We start from the raw sequence: 22,699 nt of genomic DNA, 5'->3' as shown, positions 1-22,699 counted from the left end.
GGATCGCGCGCGGACGGGCATCGCGCGCGGGGCGCGCTCCTACATAGGGTATCGGCACCGGGTGCCGCCGTACCTGTAGGAGCCCGCCTTGCGGGCGATTCAACCCGCCTCAGTTCTCATACAACTCAATCGGCAAATGATCCGGGTCGGCAAAGAAGGTAAACCGCTTCCCCGTAAACTCGTCCACACGAATCGGCTCGCAATCCACACCACGCTCCGCCAACGTCGCCACGACCGCATCGATATCGCCTACCGAAAACGCCAGGTGCCGCAGCCCCTGCGCCTCCGGCCGTGACGGCCGCTTCGGCGGCGACGGAAACGAAAACAGCTCGATCTGCACGCCTGGGCTCACTTCCAGGTCCAGCTTCCACGAGTCACGCGCTTCCCGGTACGCCTCGTGCACCACGCGAAATCCCAGCGTCTCGGTATAAAACGCCTTCGACTTCGCATAGTCGGAGCAGATGATCGCGACGTGGTGAATGGCCTCGAGCATCCCCATCGTCACGCCTCCGAAAACGGGAAAGCCAGCACGTCGGCAATCGCATCCGTACCGGCCAGCACCATCAGCAGGCGCTCGACGCCCAGCGCGACGCCCGCGCAATCCGGCATATCCGCGAGCACACTCAGCAAGCGCTCGTCGATCGGCACTTCGCGGTCGCCCCGCTCACGCCGCTTCGCGTTGTCACGCTCGAAGCGTGCCCTCTGCTCGGCGGGATCGTTCAGCTCGTGGTACCCGTTGGCGACTTCGTACGGCCCGACATAGGCTTCGAAGCGTTCGGCCACCGGGGGATCGTCATGACGGATCCTCGCCAGTGCACACTGGCTCGCCGGGAAGTCATACACCACCGTGATGCGATCGCGCGGAAAAAACGGCTGGATGCGATGGGTCAGCACGAGGTCGAGCCAGTCGTCGCGTTCGAGGCCTTCGCCGTCGATCTCCGTGCCGGTCATGGCCGCCTGAAGTTTCTCGACCGGATCGACCAGCGGGTCGATGCCCAGCGCGTCGTGAAACAGTCCGCCATACGTCGTCTCGTATACGCCGAACGTCTTCCCCGCCTGCACCAGCAGCCGCTCCAGCAGGTCGATCACCTCGCGCGCCAGCTTCACGTCATCCCAGCCCACGCGATACCACTCGAGCATGGTGAACTCGGGGTTGTGCCTGCCGCCCGCCTCGCCGTTGCGAAACACGCGCCCCAGCTCATAGATGTCACCCGCGCCCGCTGCGAGCAGGCGCTTCAGCGGAAACTCCGGCGACGTACGCATCCAGCGCTCACGCGCACCGGCATCCACGTGGCCGGTGAAGCTGGCCGTAAAGCTCTGGATATTGGGATCCGTGTTTCCGGCGGCGGAAAGCATGGGCGTCTCCACCTCCATCACGCCGCGCTCGAGGAAGAACGCGCGAATCCGGCCCAGCGTCTCCGCCCGCAGTCTCAAGGCCTCGCGCCCCGGCGGGAGCCAGCCCTTTCGGCGGTGGTCCGCCGTCACGGCGCCACCCCATGCTCGGCCAGCAACGCCACCAGATCCGCCTCCGTATAAACCGGCACGCCCAGCTCCTTCGCCTTATCCAGCTTCGACCCCGCGGCCTCACCTGCGAACACCGCCGTCGTCTTCTTCGACACCGACCCCGCCACCTTGGCCCCGAGACCTTCGAGCCGTTCCGTAGCGTCATCGCGCTTCAGCGCTTCCATCGTGCCGGTGATCACATAGGTCAGCCCTTCCAGCGGCAAGGCCGCAGCCGCCTTCGCAGGCAAGGCCTCCGCCAGCCGGGCCATCGCCTCCGCACTGGCGCGCAGAGCCGCCGCGCGATCGCTGTCGGCGAGGTAAGCACTGAGATTCGACGCCGCCGCCTGCGGCACACCGGCGACGATCCACTGATGCTCGCCGGCCTTGATCAGCGCATCGAGGTTCGCGTAGTTCTTCGCCAGCGTCGCCGTGCTCTTCGGACCCAGCTTGGGCACCTTCGCCGCATCGAGCAGCACATCCAGCCCCAGCCGCTCACGCAGCTTCGGCGACGGCGCGCCCTCGTCGGCGAAAACGATTCCCGCATCGAGCAGCGCGTCGACGACCTTCTGGTTACCTTCCTGCTCGAAGAAGGCGGCGATCGACGTCGCCACTTCGTCGCCGATATCGGGCAGCACTCGCAGCACCGGTGCCGGCGTATGTCGCACGAACTCCAGCGAACCGAGCCAGGACGCCAGCGTTTTCGCCGTGCTCTCGCCGATATGCATGATGCCGAGACCGAACAGGAAGCGCGGCAGCGTCGACTGCTTGCTGGCCTCGATGGCGGCTACGAGATTCTCGGCCCACCGGGTCGCGACCTTGCCCTGCTTCACCGTCTCCGGCGTCGACCCGTCGCGCTCGTCGGCCAGCGTCTTCATCTGCACGAAGCGGTCGACGGTCATCGCATACAGATCGGCCGGCGTGTGCACCATGTCGAACTCGACCAGCGCGTCGACAAAGCGATCGCCCAGGCCGTCGATGTCCATCGCGCGACGGGAGGCGAAGTGAATCAGCGCCTCCTTGCGTTGCGCAGCGCAGATCAGGCCACCGGAGCAGCGATACGCCGCCGCGCCCTCTTCGCGGAGCAGTTCGGATCCGCACACGGGACACGTCGCGGGCATCCGCCAGGCGACCGTCCCCGTCGGCCGGCGCTCTTCCACCACGCGCGCGACTTCGGGAATGACGTCGCCGGCGCGGCGCACGATCACCGTATCGCCGATGCGCACATCCAGACGCGCGACCTGGTCGGCGTTATGCAACGTCGCATTGGTCACGGTGACGCCACCGACCTGCACCGGCGTGAGACGCGCCACGGGCGTGGCCGCACCCGTGCGACCGATCTGGATCTCGATCGCCTCGACGGTGGTCATCTGCTCCTGCGCCGGATACTTGTGAGCGATGGCCCAGCGTGGTGCGCGCGAGACGAAGCCCATTTCCCGCTGACCTTCGTAATCGTCGAGCTTGTAGACGACGCCGTCGATGTCGTACGGCAATCTGTCGCGTTTCTCGCCGATCTTGCGGAAGTAGGTGATGAGACCCTCGAAGCCTTTCGCCGTCGATACTTCCGGCGAGACCGGAAAACCCCATTCGCGCAGCTTCGCCAGCGTCGCGGAGTGCGTATCCGGCAATTCGCCGTCCTCGACCAGACCGATCGCATAGGCGAAGAACGCCAGCGGACGCTTCGCGGTGATGGCGGGATCCAGCTGACGCAGCGAACCCGCGGCGCCATTGCGCGGATTGGCGAGCGGTTTCTCACCGGCTTCGCGGGCACGCTCGTTGAACTTCTCGAAGCCAGCACGCGGCATGATCACCTCGCCACGCACTTCCAGCACGCGCGGCCAGTCCGAACCGCGCAGGCGCAGCGGAATCGCCTTCACCGTGCGCAGATTGGCGGTGACGTCCTCCCCGACCGCACCGTCGCCGCGTGTGGCGCCCTGTACGAAGACACCGTCCTCATAACGAAGACTGATGGCGAGGCCATCGAGCTTGGGCTCGACGGAAAACACGGGTTGCTTGCGGCCGAGGGTCTGTTCGATACGACGCTCGAACTCGGCGACCTCGCGGTACTTCTCGCGATCGGTGTCGCCCTCCTGTTCGAAGGCGTTACCCAGCGAGAGCATCGGCAAGGCATGCGTCACTTCGGCAAAACCGCCGTGAGCTCGCGCACCGACACGACGCGTGGGCGAGTCGAGTGCGGCCAGATCGGTGTATTCGGCTTCGAGCGCCTCGAGCTCACGCATGAGACGGTCGTACTCGGCGTCGGCAATATCGGGATCGTCGAGGACGTGATAGCGGTAGTTCGCATCCTCGATGCGGCGGCGCAGCTCGGCGGCGCGCGCGACTTCAGCTTCGGGGGCGGTGGCTTGAGGCATGTGCAGGGTCCGTGATGGCATGAGCGAAGCAGACGCGACCCTGAACTGTCGGCCGAAGGCGCGTCAAAAGCAAGGTTTCGATCCGCTATAATCGCCCGGATCATGCCCCCGACCGACGTCATTGACACCCCCATTTCGACCGACGTCCACGCCTTACCCGCCGATCGACCGGCCCTCGCTCCGGCAGAGCCGTCCAGCAAGGCGCGCTATCGCGGCCTGATCTGGCTGGTGTCGGCCGCATTCTTCATGCAGGCGCTGGATTCGACGATCGTCAACACCGCGGTGCCCGCCATCTCCCACGCGCTGGAGGTGACGCCGCTGAGCATGCGCACCGCCCTCACCAGCTACGTACTGACGCTGGCGATCTTCATCCCGATGAGCCCCTGGCTGTGCGATCGCTTCGGCACACGCCGCGTGTTCGGCGGCGCGATCCTGGTCTTCGCGCTGGGCTCATTGCTGTGCGGTGTGGCCCAGAGCCTGCCGCAGCTGGTCGCCTCGCGTATCGTCCAGGGCCTGGGCGGCGCGGCGCTGATGCCGGTGGGTCGCTACGTACTGGTGCGCAGTATCGATCGCCGGGAGTTCGTCAGTTCGATGACGACGGTAGCCACCTTCGGCCTGCTGGGATCGGTGGTCGGCCCGCTCGTCGGCGGCGCGCTGGTCGAGTTCACCAACTGGCGGCTGATCTTCCTTATCAATGTCCCGGTCGGCATCGTCGGTCTGCTGCTGAATCGCCGCGAGATGCCGGACTACCGGCTGGATACCGCGCACCGTTTCGATACGCTGGGGTTCATCCTGTTTGCCGGCGCATCGGCGCTGCTGCTGATGGCCGCCGAGACCGCCGGTGGCGACGGCCACTGGCCCCTCGTGCTCGGTTATGCGGTTGCCGCGATCGCGACGGGCATGCTTTACGTCCGGCATAGCCGTCGTACCGAGTTCCCGGTGAGCGACCTCTCGCTGCTGAAGGTGCGCAGCGTGTGGGTTTCGCTGGCCGGCAACCTGTTCACGCGGCTGGGCGTTTCCGGCATGTATCTGCTGCTGGTGCTGTTCCTGCAGATCGGTTGCGGCTGGTCGCCCCTTGTAGCCGGCATGATGATGGTGCCGCAGGCGATCGGCTCGATCTCGGTCAAGCCTTTCATCAACCGTCTGCTCACTCAGTTCGGCTATCGCCGCCTGCTGCTCGGCAACACCATCGCCGTCTCGGCCGTACTTTGCTCCTTCGCGCTGCTTTCGGCCGACACGCCGGCCTGGGTCACCGTCATTTTCGTCTACGTCTACGGCGCGGTGATGTCCTTGCAGTACACCTCGATGAACACGCTGGCCTATGTGGACCTGGACGTGCAGTACGCCTCGCAGGCGTCTTCGATGGCCTCGACCGCGCAGTACCTGTCGATGAGCTTCGGCATCGCGCTGGCATCCTTGCTGATGGCCGGCTTCCTCGGTTCGCATAACGCCCAGGGCTATGTCTGGGCGTTCCGCTCGTCGGTCATCGTGCTCGGGCTGATCACCCTCAGTGCCAGCTGGATCTTCAGCCGTCTGCACGATCCGCGGACGGCGCCCGATCGCTCTTCGACGCCTGGTAAGCCGTAAGCGCGTCGTCGCGCGTGGCCTTCAGGTCGACCAGCGGGCGCGGGTAGCCCGAGGCCTTCAGGAACGCTTCGTCTTCCCACGGCGCATGCACCAGGCGTCCGGGCGCATCGCGAAGCTCAGGCACCCAGCGCCGGATGTATGCCCCGTCCTTGTCGAATTTTTCCGACTGGGTCACCGGGTTGAAGATGCGGAAGTACGGCGCGGCATCGGCGCCGCTGCCGGCCACCCACTGCCAGCCCAGCGCGTTGTTGGCCAGGTCCGCGTCGACCAGCGTGTCCCAGAACCACTTCGAGCCCAGCACCCAGTGCTGACGCATGTTCTTCGTCAGCAGGCTGGCGACCAGCATGCGCACGCGGTTGTGCATCCAGCCGGTTGCCCAAAGCTGCCGCATGCCCGCATCGACGATGGGAATGCCGGTCTTGCCCTGCTTCCAACGGCGCAACGCGTGCGCATCGCGCTTCGCCCAGGGGAATCCGTTGAACCTCGGGTTGAAGTTTTCTTTCGGGGTTTTGGGGAAGTGGAACAGCAGGTGATGCGCGAACTCGCGCCAGCCGAGCTGACGCAGATAGGGCTCGATGTCGGGCTTTTTCTTCGTCCTTGCCGCGTGGGCGCGCAGACCCGCGGCGATCTGGAGGGGCGATATCTCACCCCAGTGCAGGTGCGGCGACATCCTTGACGTGCCATGCCTCGCAGGCAGGTCGCGACCCTCCACGTAGTGGCCCACGGCATCGTCGGCAAAGAGTTCGAGCATCTCGTGAGCGCCCCGCTCGCCCGGCGTCCATTCGTCGAAGCCTCTGGCCCAGTCGAGTGTCGGCAACAGCGCCAGGTCGTCCAGCGCCACCGACGTCGGCAGGCCCGCCAGGTGCATGGGGGACGGCGCCTCGACCGGCCCGACCTCGTCGATCCGCGTGCGGAGGTTGCGCCAGAACGGCGTGAACACCCGGTAGGGCTCGTCCTGCTTCGTGGCGATGTCCCAGGGCTCGCACCACAGCGACGCGTTGAACGAGGCGACGTCGATACCGTCCTCCTCCAGCGCCTTGCGAACGGCCTTGTCGCGACGGATGACCTTCGGTTCGTAGAGCCGGTTGAAGTACACGGCCGTGGCGCCGGTCGCCTCGACGGCGGCGCGCAGCGAATCGAGGCTCGACCCATGCAGAATCTGCAGCGACCCGCGGTGTGCCCCAAGCGAGGCATCCAGGGCCGCCAGTGAATGGTGCAGCCACCAGCGCCCGGCGGCGCCGGGTGCCCACTCGCCCTCCTCTTCCGGGGCGTGGATGTACAGCGGCACGACGTGGTCGTGCGCCTTCATCGCCTCGACGAGAGCGGGGTTATCTGCAAGACGAAGATCGCGGCGGAACCACAGGATGGCGGTAGTCATGCCCCTAGTATCCAGTCTTTGTGTGAAGTGTGAATCGTGCTCGCCATCCATTCAGCAGCGATGCTTAGACTGGTCCCACTCCGGCACCGTCCCCGCCGTTCGAATGAGGAGTTTTCCATGAACGTCAAGACCGTCCTCGGCCTTCCCCTGGCCGCCCTGCTCGCCACGGCGGCAGTCGCGCCGGCCTCGGCCGCCACGCTGACCCGCAGCGACGGCATCTACGTCCGCTGCGACCAGTGCGGCGTCGTCCAGAGCATCGAACACAACGTCGTCCAGGGCCGCGACCACGGCACCGCGGGTGCGGTCATCGGCGCCATCGCCGGCGGCGTCCTCGGCAACCAGGTCGGCAGGGGCAACGGCCGCAAGCTGGCTACCGTCGGCGGCGCGGTGGGCGGCGGCTTCGCCGGTAACGCGATCGGCAAGGGCGGCGGCAGCGAGAGCTACACGCTGCGTCTGAAGATGGGCGGTGGTGGATACACTAATGTCCAGGTGAAGGATGCGAGCGCCATTCGCCAGGGCGACATCGTGGTGGTGGACGAGAACGGGAACGTGTCGCGGGTGCAGTAACAGGCGCTCCGACTTCTTCGCTATTCGAAGGCCGGTCTTTTGACCGGCCTTTTTTGTGTGCTTTAAGCTGAGGGCTCGGCTTCGCCATCGCGTTTGGCTTTCCGCGTTCGGGCGGCACGAGCAAGAGCCGGCGGGTGCCACCCTCGCGCCCACGCCTGCGGCGACCCCTCAGGGAAAGGCCGCTACCGCGGCCGTATTTCAATGGCCTACGGCCGGGTCGGGCTCCGACTGGGGGTTTTCGAGTCGGCTGTCCCTGCCTCCCCGAAAACGACCGGCCATCCATGGCCGGCCCCGCTGTCGCGGCCTCTTCCAGTCGGAGCCCTCGCCTGCGGCTACCGGACGCGAGGGTGGCACCCGCCGGCTCTTTCGGACGGTAAGGCAGCGTGGGGTCGAGCGGCGGTTCGCTCCGTGACTGGGCCGCTAGCCGAGCCCCTGGGCATCTGTAGCAGTTGAAGGTGCTTGCGCCTTATCGGCTCGCTTCCGACGATGAACTCATCAAACCTTGTTGAACTTTGAAAGTTGCGCTGGATCCGCGTCCTCGAACCTCACAACGCCAAAGTCCCTGGACGTGAGAAGGCGGCGCTTCTCCTGACCTGTCACCGTGTCTTTCTCGCCAAATAGCGCGCTGGACAAGATCCAGGCCTTCGCTGGATCTGAGTACTTGAATGCATAGGTATTCGACCATCGCAACGGCTTGCCTTGCCCGTCCTCTTTGCTATTGGCACAAACGCCATCGCGCGCAGAAATCCATGCCCGCTCACTTGCCCTCAGCTCAGATCGCTGTTCGACCGGGAGTTTGCTCAGGAGTGTCCGGTAAGCCGCATTCAAGCGCACATCCTGGAATCCGAATTCATTACGCGAGCAGCCGATCCAATCGAGGTCAGGACCCTCGGTAGCGTCAAGACAGGCCGCATATCCCGGACGGATGCCGATGAAGGAAGCGGCGCCCGCGACTGATTGGAGCGAAAAAAGAAGCCCGCATACGCCGACGACCCAAGCTGTTCCATGCTTCATGCGAACTCCAGTCAGAAAACCTTATCTATGATCGCTTACGTGCGACGCACGCCACGACTTCGTCATAAAACGACGGCGGCAACGACGCACTCACCGGGACGCGCCACCAGTTCTCGCGCGCAAACGAACGACATTTCACCGCGTCCTTGTCAGTCATCAGGACGGGGCAACCGTCGGCGAACGTCAAGTCGTCGCGGGTGAATGCATGATGGTCGGCGAACGGGTGACCGTCCACGGCGATGCCCTGCGCGGTCAGGCTGGCGAAGAACCGCGACGGATTGCCGATGCCTGCGACGGCATGTGCGGGGCGGCCGGCGAAGTCGGCGAGCGGTGCCGTGCGCGAGGGGTCGGCCATGTTGATCGCGATGCCGCCTTCCAGCGTCATGACGATTTCGTTCGGCTGACCGGTGTGGCCGTTGACGACGATGAAGTCGACTTGTGCGAGGCGACTGGCCGGTTCGCGCAGCGGGCCCGCAGGCAGCAGGTGGCCGTTGCCGAGGCGGCGCTCGCCGTCGATGACGCAGATTTCCACGTCGCGACCGAGGCGGTGATGCTGCAGGCCATCGTCGGCGAGGATCAGATCGCAACCCGCATCGATCAGGAGTTGCGCGGCTTCGGGACGCTCGCGACCGATGGCGACAGGAAAGCCGCTCTGGCGGATCAGGGTGGGCTCGTCGCCGACCTTCGAGGGATCGTCGCTGCCGGTGAGCAGGTACGGGCCACGCTCGGACCCACCGTACCCGCGGCTCACGATGCCGGGCTTGAACCCGCGCTCGGCCATCGCTCTGGCCAGCGCGACGATCAGCGGTGTTTTTCCGGTACCGCCGATGGTGATATTGCCCACCACGACAACCGGCACGGACAGCTTCACAACGCTCGATGCGTCACGTCGAAAACGTTCCGCGCGACGAGCGACAACGGCGCGGTACAACGCTTCAAGAGGCAGCGTCCACAAGGGCGGCTTCCCGCCCCCGTACCAACGCCTCTGTAACGACGTTCCGAAGGCCACGGTCAGCCCTCGGAGACCTGCTCGTGGAACTGCATGCGATGCAGGGCGGCGTACTGGCCCTGCTTGTCGAGCAGCTCGCGGTGCGTGCCGAGTTCGATGATCCTGCCCTGCTCCATCACGGCGATCTGATCGGCGTGTTCGATGGTGGACAGGCGGTGCGCGATCACCAGCGTGGTGCGGTCGCGCATGAGGCGGGTCAGCGCGTCCTGGATCAGGCGCTCGGATTCGGTGTCGAGCGCGCTGGTCGCTTCGTCGAGGACGAGGATCGGCGCGTTCTTCAGGATGGCGCGGGCGATGGCGATGCGCTGGCGCTGACCGCCGGAGAGCGAGTTACCGCCCTGGCCGATCTGCGTATTGAGGCCTTCGGGCAGGCGCTCGATGAACTCCATCGCGTTAGCGGCCTTCGCGGCGGCGATGATGTCCGCCTCGGCGGCACCGGCCATCTCGCCGTAGGCGATGTTGGCGGCGACGGTGTCGTCGAACAGCACCACGTGCTGGCCGACCCAGGCGATCTGTCGGCGCAACGAGGCCAGCGTGTACTGCGCATAGTCGCGACCGTCGATCAGGATGTTGCCTTCGGTCGGCTCGTAGAAACGCGGCAGCAGACTGACGAGGCTGGACTTGCCGCTACCGGAACGACCGACCAGGGCGGTGACCGTGCCGGGGGCGCAGACCAGGTCGACGCCGCGCAGCGCGATATGGTCGTTGCGCTCGTAGACAAGCTTGACGCCTTCGAAACGGATGTCGCCCTTGGTACGGACCAGGTTCTCGGTGCCATGGTCGACTTCCGGCGGCTCGTCGATGATCGCGAACAGGTCTTCCGCCGCGCTCACGCCCTTCTGCAGGTTCGACTGGATGCCGGCCAGTCGCTTCAGCGACGGCAGCATGCCGCCCATCGCGGTCAGCACGGCGGTGAATACGCCCGGGGTGATCGTCTCGATGACGCCGGGGCGCGTGCCCAGGAACACCAATGTCGCCAGCGCCATGGCGCCGACGGTCTGGATGGTCGCGCTGGAGGCTGCGCTCGTGGCGGACACCTTGAGATTGAGCCGGCGCTGGCGGTCGGCGATCGCGCCGAAGCGGTCGCCCTCGCGCGCCTGGCCGCCGTAGATGCGCACTTCGCGATTGGCCGCGACGGCTTCTTCGACCGCGCTGGTCACCGTGCCCATATTGCCCTGGATGCGCTTGCTGATCTTGCGATAGCGCCGGCTGATCACCGTGACGATGACCACCACGCAAGGCACCAGCACGAGCAACGCCATCGCGAGATACGCGCTCTGATAGAGCATGACCGCAAGCAGGCCGACGACCGTGAGGCCTTCCGTCACCGCGACCTTGAGCGAATCAGACGATGCCGCCGCGACCTGCTCGCTGGTGTAGGTGATGCGGGAGATCTGCTGGCCCGACGGCTCCCTGGCGAAGAACGTCGACGGCAGGCGCAGATACGCCGCGAACACTTCGATGCGGATCGCCTGGACCACGTTGCGACCGACGAAGGCGATGCCGTAGTCGGTGCAATACGAGGCCACGCCACGCACCGCGAAGATGCAGATGATCCAGATCGGCATCCAGAAGATCGTGTGCGGATCGCGTGCGATGAACAGGTTGTCGATCAGCGGCTGCAGCAGGTTGGTGAACAGCGAGAGACAGGCCGGGTCGATGATCATGCCGATGATGGCGATGATGCCGGCGGTGCGGAACCGTCTCGTGTAGCTGAGCAGACGCTTGTACGTCTGCCAGGTCCGGACATCCCAGACCGAAACGCGTGGAGTACTCACTGGGCCGAAGCCGCCTCGGACGGCGTCGTGGCGATGGACAGGCGGGTAAAGCCGACCTGGCCCAGCGCATCCATGGCGCGCACGACATTCTGGTGGGGGGTCATGGCATCGGCGCGGATCACCACGAGGCGATTGCGATCGTCGCCCGCGACGCGCTGGATGGCGGTCTTGAGCGGCTCGATGCCCTCGCCCATCACTTCGTCGCTGCCGACGGAGTAATGGCCGTCGCGGTCGATGACCACGTTGAGCGCGTTGTCGGTGCCTTCGCGCGCCTCACTGTCCGCCTTGGGCAGGTTGACCTTGAGGCGCGAATGCTGGACGAAGGTGGTGCTGAGCACGAAGAACATCAGCAGGGTGAGCAGGACGTCGATCAGCGAGATCACGTTGATCTCGAAGTCGTCCTCACGGCGGGAACCGATGCGCATGGATCAGCCAGCCTGCGGCGCGGCGGCTTCCGCGGCGGTGCGACGACGCGGCGCGGCGGGACGCGGGGCCGACAGGTCGTCGAGCAGCGCGGTTGCCTCTTTTTCCATCTGGACGACGTAGCCGCTCACCCTGGAGCGGAAATAACGGTGCAGTACGTAGGCCGGGATCGAGACGATCAGGCCGAAGGCCGTGCAGATCAGGGCTTCGCCGATACCGCCGGCCATCTTGGTCGGATCGCCGATACCGCCGGCCATCACGCCCATGAACATGCGGATCAGGCCGATGACCGTGCCCAGCAGGCCGAGCAGCGGACCGATCAGGGCGATGGTGCCGAGCGTATTGAGGTAGCGCTCCATGCGGTGGACCACGTGACGGCCGCTGTCCTCGATGCGCTCCTTGATGAGCTCACGCGGACGGTCGCGCACGGCGAGCGCGCCAGCGAACAGCTCGCCCAACGGCGACCCCTTCTCCAGCGCGGCAAGGTGCGCCGCATCCAGCTGTGCCGAGCGGGCCCACTGCCGCACCTCTTCACCCAGCCCCGGCGGCAGCACGGCCGCGCGACGCAGCGCCCAGAAGCGTTCGAACACGATCGCCATGGCGACCAGCGAGCAGATCAGGATCGGCAGCAATGCCCAGCCGCCAGCGAGAAGGATCTCGAGCACGTGAACCCCGGAGGTACTTTTGAGTCAGATGCGCATCATAGCAGGGCCCGGGAAAGGGACTGAGGCGCTCTTAACACTACGGCGAACGGCCAGCTCCAGAGGCCGGCTCTGGTAGGAGCCAGCCCTGCTGGCGAAAGGATCTTGCCTCAGTCTCCACGAAGAACCGAGGCAAGCATGAATCGCCAGCAGGGCTGGCTCCTACCAGGGCAGGCAAGGTCCATAGGCCCCGCCAGAGTGAAGCTCTCAGCGGTGGCCGAGGAACTCCACTTCGCTGATATCCACACCCGCTGCCGGGTCAGCCGCCACCAGACGCAGGCGGTACCAGGCATACGCCTTCGGCGTCGCCACGGCGAACGCGCGCGTCTGCCGACGCCACGGCCAGGTCTCACCCTTGCGCTCATCGACCGGCGTGTAGTGCTTGCCGTCGCTGGAACCCTCCAGCACCCAGCCCGACGGATCGGCCGGCTTCGCGCTGGACGTCAGGGTCAGCATCTCCACGGTAACCGGCCTGGCGAAGTGCCAGCCGATCGCGGCACCCTTGGCATCCAGGTGAGCCGTGGTGTCCGACGTGTTGTCGAACAGCCTGGCCAGCTCGTCGGCCTTGACCGAGCCGAAGGCTTTGCCGCCATCGGCGGTCAGGTCGACCAGCGGCGCAGGCTTCGACCCCTCCGTCGTGATCGACGCTGGCAGCGCGTCCTCACCGGTGCCCCACTTCGATGGCGACGGACCCATGTCGAAGTCCAGCGTGGCGCCTCTGGCCAGCAGCTCGTGCGGCAGGGTGACCTTGTTCCATGCCTGGCCGTTGACCTTGAGGGACTGCACGTAGCGATTGGTGTCGCTGACGCCGGGCGCACGGATGTCGATGCTCGCGCCGTTTTCGAGGCGGATGGTCATGTGCGGGAAGTGCGGCGCACCGATGACGTACTCCGGCGTGCCCATGCGCAGCGGGTAGAAGCCGGCGGCGCCGAACAGCCACCACGCCGACATCTCGCCGTTGTCCTCATCACCCGGGTAACCCTGGCCGATCTCGCTGCCGACATACAGGCGCGACACGGCGTCACGCAGCTTGTCCTGCGTCTTCCACGGCTGGCCGGCCTCGTCGTACATCCAGATGATGTGGTGCGACGGCTGATTGGAATGGCCGTACTGGCCCATGCGGACATCGCGCGCCTCGAGCATTTCGTGGATTACGTCGCCGTAGTCGCCCACGTCGAACTTGCCCGGCGCGCTGAAGAACTGGTCGAGTTTGGCGGCCAGCGCTTCGCGACCACCGTACAGCGCGGCCAGGCCGGCGCCGTCCTGCGGTGCGTGGAACGCCATATTCCAGGCGTTGGTCTCGGTGTAGTCGCCGCCCCAGCGGATCGGGCTGAAGTCCTTGTCGGTCCAGCGCCACTTGCCAGCCGGGTCGCGGGCGACGAAGAAGCCGACGGCCGGATCGAACAGGTTGGCGTAGCCGACCGCACGCGAGCGATACCAGGCGGCATCGTCCGCGTAGGCCTTGTAGTCACCGGCCGCGGCCGGGTCCTTCGACAGCGCGGCGGCGAGGTTGCCGATCGCGAAGTCGTTGATATAGCCGTCCATCGACCACGACAGGCCTTCGTGCACCTTGTCGTCGGTGTAGCCGTTGAACAGCGACCGCTCGATGCCCTTGCGGCCCGTGCCCTTCACGTCACTGACCGTCGAGGCGTTGCGGATCGCCGACTGATAGAACGCCGACACATCGAAGTTACGCACGCCCTTGAGCCATGCATCGGCGAAGGCCACGTCCGAACTGGTACCCACCATCAGATCAGCGTAACCGGGCGAGGACCAGCGCGCGATCCAGCCGGCGTCGCGGTACTGCTGCACGAAACCGTCGATCATCTTGCCCGCTTCGGTCGGCGTAAACAGGACGTAAGCCGGCCACGCCGTGCGATACGTATCCCAGAAGCCGTTATTGACGTAGGGCTGGCCGTCGACCACGCGTGCGCCGGTCTGCGTCGGCGTGTTCGGGCCGGCCGGCGCGGAGAACGGGCTGGCGTAGCGCCACACCGGCCTATCCTTCGTCCCGGTGTTTTCGTAGGCCTGGTTCGGGTACAGGAACAGACGGTACAGGTTCGAATAGAGGATCGTGCGCTCGTCGGGCGATGCCCCTTCGACCTTGATCATGTCGAGGCGGTCGTCCCAGGCCTTGCGCGCGCGTTCGCGCACGCTGTCGAAGGTATCGGCGCTCGCGATTTCCTGACCGAGATTGGCCCTGGCCTGATCGACCGAGATCAGCGACGTGGCGATGCGCATGTTGACCGTGCGGTTGCCCTTCTTCGCGGTGTCGAAGCCGAACCATGCCGAGGCGGCGTCGCGCTTCTCGCCGGTCAGGCGGCCGCTCTCCGACACATCGCGGTCGAACTCGGCATAGAAGAACAGACGCGTGGCACCGGTCGACAGGCCGCTCCTGACGTCCGACCAGCCCTGAATCGCGCGATGACCCGGATCCAGGGTGACTTCGGCCTTGTCGTTGAGGTTGTCGAAAATGAGCTGCGAACGCTTCCCCGTGAAGGTGAAGCGGAACATCGCCGCATGGTCGGTCGGCGTGATTTCGGTGGTCACGCCGTTGTCGAAACGCACGCGGTAATAGTCCGGATGCGCCACCTCGGCATCGTGGCCAAACGCCAGCGCGCGCGTTTCGCGTTTCAGCGCCGGTGCGCCCGTCTCCGCCTGTGCGGGCATGACCTGAAAGGTCTGCCGCTCGCCCATCCACGGGCTAGGCTCATGTGACAGCGCGAAGGCCTCGATGCGGGGGCGATTGTCGTCGCCGTTACGCTCCTGGTACTGGTAGAGCCAGTTGGAACCGGCGTTGGTCACCGGCGTCCAGAAGTTGAAGCCGTGCGGCGTTGCCACGGCAGGGAAGTTGTTGCCGCGCGAGAAGTTGGCGTTGGCGTTGGAGCCGCGACGCGTGTCCACGTAGTCCGTGGGGTGCGTGCTCGAAACAGGCGTTGCCGTGCCGATGCGCACGTCGTCGATGAATCCTTCGAAGGCTTCACCCGGCGGTGCGTCGGCGACCAGCTCGATGGAGCGGACACGACGGCCTTTGGCGACCGCGCCCAGATCCACGCTGACGTAGTTCCACTGGTCGGGATAGAGTACGCGGCCTTCGCCCTGCGCCTTCGCCGTGGCGGCGATACGGTGCTGGTCGCGCGCTGCCGTGGTGGTCGACAGGCGGGAGCCATCGTCGAAGACGAGATCCACGGCCACGTAGTTGGCCGGATTGGCGAGGTCGTCCTTATTCGATCGCGGGAAGACCAGCCAGGACAGCGTGGTGCCCTCGCCGACGCGGATATCGGTGTCGAACAGCTTCGCCGTGTTGGGCGCGCCCGTGGAGTTGCCGGCGTAGCGCAGCGAGTGCGTACCGGTGAAGCCGACATTGGCTTTGGCCGTAAGGACGGCTTCGGCGGGCGGGCCGCCGACCAGGCTGACGTCGAGACCGCCCGGCGCCTTATTCGCCAGCGCGGGATCACCCGGCTCGAATGAGCTGTCGAAGCGCTGATTGGCCGCGAGGGCCCCTACGGGTACCACCATAGCCGCCATCGCCAGGACGAATGCCGTCCTGCCCCAACCCTGCTTCGATCGCATCACGCGTCTATCCCCTTGAGTGCGGAATCCCCATTTAAATCGTTCTAAATTTGGAATGTCAAACCGCGCTGCAACACGGCGCCGGTCACTCGCGCCAGTAGCGATCCTTCGGCCGGCGCCACTCGCGGACCCGCCGGGGACCGTTCCGGACCGGAAAATCGATACGAACGGCACCGGTATCCGCGGTGACGACCACGTCGCCACCGACCGCCCGGTAACGCTGCACGACCGCGGGATGCGGATGGTGGAAGCGGTTGCGATAGCCGGCCGAAGCCACGCCGAGGACCGGAGCCACCGCGGCAAGCCACGCGTCGCTCGAGCCATGACGGCTGCCGTGATGAGCGACCGTAGTGACGGTCGGGACCTCCACGGCGAGCGACGCCGGATCCATGCGTCGCTCGGCACGATCGCTGATGTCCCCGGTGAGCAACAACCGGCCCCCTTCCCCTTCGATGGACAGGACGCAGGAACGGTCGTTGCCCGGCGTCTTGCCGCTGCGCTCGCGCGGCACGACGAGGAAGCGGAAGTCCACGCCGTCCCACGACCAGGATCGATCGGCGGTACAGGGCTCCGCCTCGAACGACAGTCGGCGACGCTCGCCGGACAGGCGCTCCGCTGACGGATAGCGGGCGACGATGGATGCCGCGCCGCCGGCATGGTCGCGATCGCCATGGCTGATGACCAGTCGGTTCACCGGCGACAGACCCAGCGCCGTAACGGCGGGAAGCACCACGCCGCTACCGGCGTCCCGCCCTCCCGCCCATGCCGGGCCCGCGTCGTAGACCAGCGTATGCGAGCGTGTGCGCACCAGCACGGCCAGACCCTGTCCCACATCCAGCACCCATGCGCGAAACGCGCCGTGCGCCGGTTCGTCTCGCGGAGGCAGCAACAACGGAAGGCAGAGCAAGGCACCATAACCGCGCAACGGGACACCCCGGGGAATGAACAGCCACGCCGCGCCGAACGTCGCCAGCAGGACCGGCAACAGCCCCGCTTCGGAGACGCCCAGGCGCGCGGCAGGCCACTGCGCCATCACCGCCAGCCCTTGCCACAGCGCTTCCAGCAACCACGCCGCGCCGTCGAGCAAGGGGCCTGCCAGCACCGGCCACGCCAGCAGCGCGCAGCCGACGAGGCACATCGGCACGACGACGAAACTCACGAGCGGCGCGGCCACCAGGTTGGCGATGAAGCCGGCCAGCGAGGCGCTGCCGAACCACCACAGCGACATCGGCAGCAGGATGAGACTCATCGCGGCTTGCGCACGCAACAGCTCGCCGACCCAGCCCCACCAGCCTTGTGCGCGCGGCGCGACACAGACCATCAGGAAGCCGACGCCCGCGAACGACATCCAGAAGCCCGCCGACAGGACGGACAGCGGCGCCACGATCAGCACCACCAGCAACGCGAGGGCAAGCATCGTCAGGCCATGGGTCCGCTGACGAAGACATGCCGCGACACCCACCACCGCGATCATCAACAGTGTGCGCGTGGTCGGCAGCCCCATCCCCGCCAGCAGGCCGTAGACACCCGCCACGGCGAGGCCTGCGACCGACTGTGCGATGGGCCGTGGCACGCGCAGCGCCAGCCACGGCAAGAGCGCATAAAGCAGGCGGACCAACAGCAGACCACCGCCGGCGGCGACCCCCACATGGAAGCCGGAAATGGCGATGAGGTGGGAGACGCCCGTCGCGCGCGCGACGTCCCAGTCCGACGCGTCGAGACCTCGCGTGTCGCCGACGGTGAGTGCCCTGACGACACGGGAACCACGCGGGCCGAGCTGCCGGTCCAGCGCATCCGCGATCGCGGATCGCCATCCGTCGACGCACGTGCCTGTCGCCAGTCGTTCGTTGCCTGCCGAGGGGCGCACGTAGCCCGTCGCCACCACACCCCGTTGCAGCGCGCCGCGCTCCGCATCGTTGCCCCCGGGATTGAGCGAACCGCGCGGACGACGCAGACGTACCGTGAGTCGCCATCGCTCGCAGGCGCGCGGCGCTGCCTCGGCCCGGTACCACGTGAGGCGGAGTTTGCCCCGCAAGGCCGCGTCGTTGCCGGTGGCGTCGTCAGGAACGAACACGAAGCTGGTGTCGGCATCGATGCGGCGGGGTAGCTCGATAACATGTCCGACGAGTGTGACATCGTCGCCTTCGCGCTCACGCGGCAGTCTTGCCTCGAAGGCTCGCACGCCGTGCAGTGCCGCCCATGCCGCGAAGGCCGACACGAGGGCGACATGGCATAAGGCCGGGCGTCGTCGCGCACGCAGCGCCGCGCAGAGCGATACGCACGCCGTGAGCGCACATACCGGCCACGGAGGAAGCGACCGCGCCGCTTGCACCCACGTGCAACCAAGCAGCGCGGCGACCGCCACGGTAATGAGGGAGACAGCAGGGACGCGAAACACCGTTGGTCATCGACTCGGAGAGTCGCCAGCGTAGGTGGCGACGACCTCAGCGTGGTCCGCGTTGCGGCGTCAGCGTTTACCGATCGCGATTGCCGCGGCGATCGTTACGCGCGCCATTATCGTCCCGCATACGCTGCCCGGGAGGGTGCGCATTGGGGTTGCCGCCGGCAGGACGGTCACCGCCGTGCCAGCCGCCGGGCGGCGGCGGACGGTTACCGCCTCCGGCACCCCCGTTTTGCGGCGGACGCTGGCCCTGCCAACCGCCAGGCCGGTCGCCGCCGGGACGGCCACCTTGCCAACCCCCGGGGCGATCGCCACCGGGACGTCCACCCTGCCAGCCGCCGGGGCGATTGCCGCCTTGCCAGCCACCGGGCGGCCGGTGATCGTCATCGCCACCATGCCAGCCGCCGGGAGGCGGTCGCCGATCGCCGCGACCCGGAGGCGGGCCGCGATGCCCGTCGCGGTCGAAGTAATTTCCATCGCGCCCGCGGTAATACCGACGACCGCCATAGTCGTACCACACCGCACCGACCGTGACGCCCGAATAGCAGCAACCCGGACCGTAGCCATAGCCGTTGTCGTAGTAGCCGTAGCCGGGGTCGACGATCGTCGTCGTGGTCTCTTCACCGTAATAGGCGTCTCCGCCCGAGCCGTTACGGACATAGCCGTAGCCCGGGTCGTAGTAGCACCCGGTGAGCGGAAGGGAGACGGCCAGGGTCATTAACAAGACGCGCGCGGTACGCATGGGGAACCTCGGCAGATGGCGCTTTGGACACTGCGCTCGCGCGATTGAATGGCCGCTAAAACGAGAAGGGCCGCACGTGGCGGCCCTTCCCTTTCATTCAGGCTGCATCTCAGCCTTTGTCTTTCTGCTGATCGCCGCGCTCGTGCGCCGCGTTGGCGTGAGTCGCTTCCGACGATGGCGACTTCGGTGCTGGATTGGGCTCACTGCCTGGCTGCACGGCCGGCGTACCGTTGCCGTTTTCGCCCGTGGGCCATGTCGGTGGCTGACGATCGCGTTCGCGCTTGGCATCGAGCAACGCCTGGATATGCGCTACCGCTTCTTCCTGGCTGATGTGCTGAACCGGCTCGTCGGCCGAAGGCTCAGCGGCGGGTGAAGGTGCTGGAGCGGGTGTCGGAACGGGTTTCGGACGCGGCCTGGGGGCGGCCTTCGCGACGGGCGTCGGGCTGGCGCCCGACGTGGGCTTAGGCGCCGGCGCTGGCGCCGATGTCGGTGTCGCCTTCGGCGTCGCCACTGACGGGGACGCCTGACGTGCGGCCCTGGTTTCCGGTGCCCGCTGGACGGGCTTGTGCTCGACGGGGTGCGCAGCGGACGAACGCGGCGCGGACTTCCTGGACGCGGCTGCCGCCGTAGCCGACGTCGTCGGGACCGCCGCTTTCTTCGCCGGTGCCTTACGTACGACCGACTTACTCGCGGACTTCTTTACCGCCGCCTTTTTTGCCGGACTCTTGGTGGCGGCGACGTTCCGGGCCGGCGCCTTTGTCGCGACCTTCTTCGCGGCAACGACCTTGCGGGCGGGCACCTTCTTCACCGCCGACTTGCGCGTCGACGGCCGGCTGGCGACCTTTTTCACCGCGGCTTTCTTGCCTGCGACCTTACGCACAGCGGTTTTGCTGACGGCTTTCTTCGCAGCGACCTTGCGGGTCGGCGCTTTCTTCGCCGGCGATTTCTTTACGGCCGCCTTCTTCACAGCCGCCTTCTTCGCCACCGACTTCCTGACGGCCGACTTCTTGACGGCGGTTTTCCTGACCGCGCCCTTCTTCGCCGCCGTTTTTTTCGCTACCGTCTTCTTAGCGGCCGTCTTCTTAGCGGCCGTCTTCTTCGCTGCCGGACGTGCGGCACTCTTACGGGCCGTCTTCTTCGCGGCGGCGGAGACGCCGGCCTTCCTGACGGCGGTCTTCTTCGTGGCCGTCTTCTTTGCCGCGGACTTCTTCGCGGCGGACTTGCGGGTCGTAGCCATGCGTTCATTCCTCCTGCGGTAGTAGCCGACGCGAACCACCCCACCGGGGGAAACCCGCGTGCATGCCGGACGACTCAAGTTGATAGGTCTTCGTCGCGGACAACCGCATGATGTATCAGCCGTCGCCCGAAGTCACACAAATCCGTCGGAAAGAATTCAGGTTCGGGGTGATCAGAACCGCGGATTCATCAGCGTCTGCAGGAAATACGGCAGCACGCGCGGCTCCAGTGCGATCGTAAAGATGACGCCATAAGCCGCGCCCCAAAGGTGCGCGCTGTGGTTGACGTTGTCACCGCCGCGCTTGTCCATGTAGATCGAATAGACCACGAAAAGAACGGCATAGAGGATCGCCGGCATCGGCACGATGAACACGATGATGCGTGCCCAGGGCTGGACCAGGATGAACGCGAAGAGGATGGCGGAGACCGCACCCGACGCCCCCAGGCTGCGATAGCCCGCGTTGCGACGGTTGGCCATGTATGACGGCAGGATCGAGAAGACCAGCGCACCGATGTAGAAGGTGACGAAGCCCAGCGGCCCCATTTCCTGCGTGAACAGCTGCTCCATGCTGCGGCCGACGAAGTACAGCGAGAACATGTTGAAGAACAAGTGGCCCATGTCCGCGTGGACCAGGCCATAGGTCACCAGCCGGTAGTACTCACGGCTTCGCGACAGGGCCGGCGGCCAGAGGATGAGGTCGTCCAGCAGGCGCTGGTTGCGGAATGCGACGATCGAGACCACGCAGGTCACGAGGATGATGATCAGCGTAATCATGCCTGGAACAGTGTCCTTCAGGGGTCGAGCCAGCGCGCATCTTCGCGCTTGCGGGGCCCGATGTCGAATGATGCGGCTATCATGGCGCCCTCCCCCATCGATCCGGTCCCACCGATGCCTTCGACCCGTTACAAGCAGCTCGACGTCTTCGCCGCCCGTCACGGCGGCGGTAATCCGCTCGGTGTCGTCGTCGAAGCCGACGGCTGGTCGGACGCGCGCATGCAGCGCTTCGCCCACTGGACCAATCTGGTCGAAACCACGTTTCTGATGCCCGCGCGCGCCGCCGGTGCGGATTATCGTGCGCGCATCTTCACGCCGACCAAGGAGATCCCCTTCGCCGGCCACCCGACGATCGGCAGCGCGCATGCCGCGCTCGATGCCGGCCTGGTGAAACCCGATGCCGCCGGCGTCATCTGGCAGGAATGCGGCGCCGGCGTGCTGCCGATCCGCGTCGAGGGCGAAGGTCCCTCGCGTGAACTCTTCGTGCAGTCGCCGAAGGCGCGCATCGTCGGTGACGCATCGCACGGCGGCGAGACCCTGTCCGCCGTTCTCTACGGCATGCAGCCAGGCGCACTGCCTCCGGCCTGTGTCGAAGGTGGCCGTCGCTGGTGGGTCGCTGAATTCGCCGACGAAGCCGCGCTGCGAAGCTGGCGCCCCGACCACGCCGCCATCCGCGGTCTCGCCCTGGCCACCGATACGCTCGGCCTGTGCGTGTTCGCACGCTCGGCCGAGGGCCTGGCCGTGCGCGCGTTCCCCGCCGGCGTCGGCATCGTCGAAGACCCCGCATCGGGCGCCGCCAACGGCCTGATCGCCGCCTACGTCGCCGAGCGCGACCGGACCGGTCAGCTGGCGAAGGGCTACATCGTCAGCCAGGGTCGCGAAGTCGGGCACGACGCACGCATCATCATCCGCATCGACGGCGAGGCCGTGTGGGTCGGTGGCCGCACCAACACCATCATCGACGGCCACGTGGACTGGACGGACGTCTGACCGTGAACATCTGGGTCGACGCCGACGCCTGCCCCAACGTCATCAAGGACATCCTGTTCCGTGCCGCCGAGCGCGAGCAGGTCGAGGTCACCCTGGTCGCCAACCAGTGGATCCGCACACCGGCCTCCCGGTTCATCAAGTCGATCCAGGTCCCGGGCGGCTTCGACGTCGCCGACGACGAGATCGTCCGCCGCGTGCATCCGGGCGACCTCGTGGTGACGCAGGACATTCCGCTGGCGGCTTTCGCGATCGAGAAAGGCGCACTGGCGCTGCATCCGCGCGGCGAGATGTACACGAAGGACACGATCGCGGCGCGCCTCTCGATGCGTAACTTCATGGAAGAGCTCCGCGGATCGGGCGTCGACACCGGTGGGCCCGCCGCGATGCATCCACGCGATCGGCAGAACTTCGCGAATGAACTCGATAGATGGCTGGCTCGGCGGAAGAAGAGCTGAGGAGCTTTGCCTCGTGGCACGGGTGCCGTTGGGTGCCATTCTCGTCGCTAAGTCCTCCTACGGCCTTCGCCTTCGTGCGGAAGCGCTCCGGGAACGACACCCAACGGCAACCTCCAGCCCGTGACGCCGCCGGTCGGAGAGCGTCGAGCGCAGAGCACCGACATGCCAGCATACGGTGGCGTTGCAGGGATGCCCGGC

Annotated in this window: 18 protein-coding genes; 4 read left to right on the top strand and 14 right to left on the bottom strand. The window is 66.4% G+C overall.

The genetic code is table 11. The features are described from left to right. Positions 1-109: 109 nt before the first annotated feature. From J2X57_RS00090 to ligA, 3 genes are read right to left on the bottom strand one after another with little or no spacing between them, the layout of a single operon-like run. Positions 110-493, bottom strand: a complete 384-nt coding sequence (locus J2X57_RS00090) for a VOC family protein (protein ID WP_043697909.1) — start codon at positions 491-493, stop codon at positions 110-112. An 8-nt stretch (positions 494-501) separates the two neighbouring features. Beyond that, positions 502-1,434 carry an EF-P lysine aminoacylase EpmA gene (epmA, locus tag J2X57_RS00085; RefSeq protein WP_309862323.1) on the bottom strand — a complete coding sequence of 311 codons (933 nt, stop codon included), beginning with the start codon at positions 1,432-1,434 and terminating at the stop codon, positions 502-504. Positions 1,435-1,481: 47 nt separating this feature from the next. Further along, positions 1,482-3,872 (bottom strand): NAD-dependent DNA ligase LigA, encoded by a 2,391-nt coding sequence (ligA, locus tag J2X57_RS00080; protein ID WP_309862320.1) that lies wholly within the window; start codon positions 3,870-3,872, stop codon positions 1,482-1,484. Between the two features lie 102 nt (positions 3,873-3,974). On the opposite strand from ligA, the gene J2X57_RS00075 reads away from it, so the two are divergent. Further along, a complete protein-coding gene (locus J2X57_RS00075) occupies positions 3,975-5,459 on the top strand; it encodes an MFS transporter (RefSeq protein ID WP_309862317.1) in 1,485 nt (494 codons plus the stop codon). On the opposite strand, the gene J2X57_RS00070 is transcribed toward J2X57_RS00075, so the two are convergent. Then, positions 5,398-6,837, bottom strand: coding sequence for a deoxyribodipyrimidine photo-lyase (locus J2X57_RS00070; protein ID WP_309862315.1), 1,440 nt, complete (start codon positions 6,835-6,837; stop codon positions 5,398-5,400). The two genes, J2X57_RS00075 and J2X57_RS00070, sit on opposite strands and share 62 nt — an antisense overlap. 117 nt (positions 6,838-6,954) lie before the next feature. On the opposite strand from J2X57_RS00070, the gene J2X57_RS00065 reads away from it, so the two are divergent. After that, a complete protein-coding gene (locus J2X57_RS00065) occupies positions 6,955-7,404 on the top strand; it encodes a glycine zipper 2TM domain-containing protein (protein WP_036112607.1) in 450 nt (149 codons plus the stop codon). A gap of 495 nt (positions 7,405-7,899) precedes the next feature. Here the strand turns inward: J2X57_RS00065 and J2X57_RS00060 are convergent, their stop codons facing one another. The 10 genes from J2X57_RS00060 to J2X57_RS00015 all read right to left on the bottom strand — a co-directional run bounded on the left by J2X57_RS00060 (position 7,900) and on the right by J2X57_RS00015 (position 21,056). Then, positions 7,900-8,418 carry a lysozyme inhibitor LprI family protein gene (locus tag J2X57_RS00060; RefSeq protein ID WP_308847458.1) on the bottom strand — a complete coding sequence of 173 codons (519 nt, stop codon included), beginning with the start codon at positions 8,416-8,418 and terminating at the stop codon, positions 7,900-7,902. Between the two features lie 25 nt (positions 8,419-8,443). Then, entirely contained in the window at positions 8,444-9,427 is a 984-nt protein-coding gene (gene lpxK, locus J2X57_RS00055) for a tetraacyldisaccharide 4'-kinase (protein ID WP_309862304.1), read from the bottom strand. A 2-nt stretch (positions 9,428-9,429) separates the two neighbouring features. Then, positions 9,430-11,205, bottom strand: a complete 1,776-nt coding sequence (gene msbA / locus J2X57_RS00050; RefSeq protein ID WP_036112602.1) for a lipid A export permease/ATP-binding protein MsbA — start codon at positions 11,203-11,205, stop codon at positions 9,430-9,432. After that, positions 11,202-11,630, bottom strand: a complete 429-nt coding sequence (locus tag J2X57_RS00045; RefSeq protein ID WP_036112599.1) for a biopolymer transporter ExbD — start codon at positions 11,628-11,630, stop codon at positions 11,202-11,204. The genes msbA and J2X57_RS00045 overlap by 4 nt, the downstream gene beginning before the upstream one ends. A gap of 3 nt (positions 11,631-11,633) precedes the next feature. After that, the gene (locus J2X57_RS00040) at positions 11,634-12,293 is read right to left on the bottom strand and encodes a MotA/TolQ/ExbB proton channel family protein (RefSeq protein ID WP_309862297.1); all 660 of its coding nucleotides are present in this window, start codon (positions 12,291-12,293) and stop codon (positions 11,634-11,636) included. 243 nt (positions 12,294-12,536) lie between these two features. Continuing rightward, positions 12,537-15,902 (bottom strand): GH92 family glycosyl hydrolase, encoded by a 3,366-nt coding sequence (locus J2X57_RS00035; protein ID WP_309862294.1) that lies wholly within the window; start codon positions 15,900-15,902, stop codon positions 12,537-12,539. A gap of 85 nt (positions 15,903-15,987) precedes the next feature. Further along, complete coding sequence (locus J2X57_RS00030) at positions 15,988-18,234, bottom strand: DNA internalization-related competence protein ComEC/Rec2 (RefSeq protein ID WP_309864327.1); 2,247 nt, start codon at positions 18,232-18,234, stop codon at positions 15,988-15,990. Between the two features lie 142 nt (positions 18,235-18,376). Next, positions 18,377-19,045 carry a hypothetical protein gene (locus J2X57_RS00025; RefSeq protein ID WP_309862291.1) on the bottom strand — a complete coding sequence of 223 codons (669 nt, stop codon included), beginning with the start codon at positions 19,043-19,045 and terminating at the stop codon, positions 18,377-18,379. 109 nt (positions 19,046-19,154) lie between these two features. After that, a complete protein-coding gene (locus J2X57_RS00020; RefSeq protein WP_309862288.1) occupies positions 19,155-20,282 on the bottom strand; it encodes a histone H1-like repetitive region-containing protein in 1,128 nt (375 codons plus the stop codon). A 171-nt stretch (positions 20,283-20,453) separates the two neighbouring features. Next, on the bottom strand, positions 20,454-21,056 hold the full coding sequence (locus J2X57_RS00015; RefSeq protein WP_043694507.1) for a rhomboid family intramembrane serine protease: 603 nt from the start codon (positions 21,054-21,056) through the stop codon (positions 20,454-20,456). 114 nt (positions 21,057-21,170) lie between these two features. On the opposite strand from J2X57_RS00015, the gene J2X57_RS00010 reads away from it, so the two are divergent. Then, on the top strand, positions 21,171-22,046 hold the full coding sequence (locus J2X57_RS00010) for a PhzF family phenazine biosynthesis protein (RefSeq protein WP_309864324.1): 876 nt from the start codon (positions 21,171-21,173) through the stop codon (positions 22,044-22,046). Between the two features lie 2 nt (positions 22,047-22,048). Further along, complete coding sequence (locus J2X57_RS00005; RefSeq protein WP_309862283.1) at positions 22,049-22,501, top strand: YaiI/YqxD family protein; 453 nt, start codon at positions 22,049-22,051, stop codon at positions 22,499-22,501. Positions 22,502-22,699: the final 198 nt, after the last annotated feature.

Origin of the sequence: Luteibacter sp. 1214 (genome assembly GCF_031455395.1) — a bacterium.
GTDB lineage: Bacteria > Pseudomonadota > Gammaproteobacteria > Xanthomonadales > Rhodanobacteraceae > Luteibacter > Luteibacter mycovicinus.
Note: the sequence above shows the minus strand (reverse complement) of the source record. Positions and strands in the feature narration are given on the sequence as shown.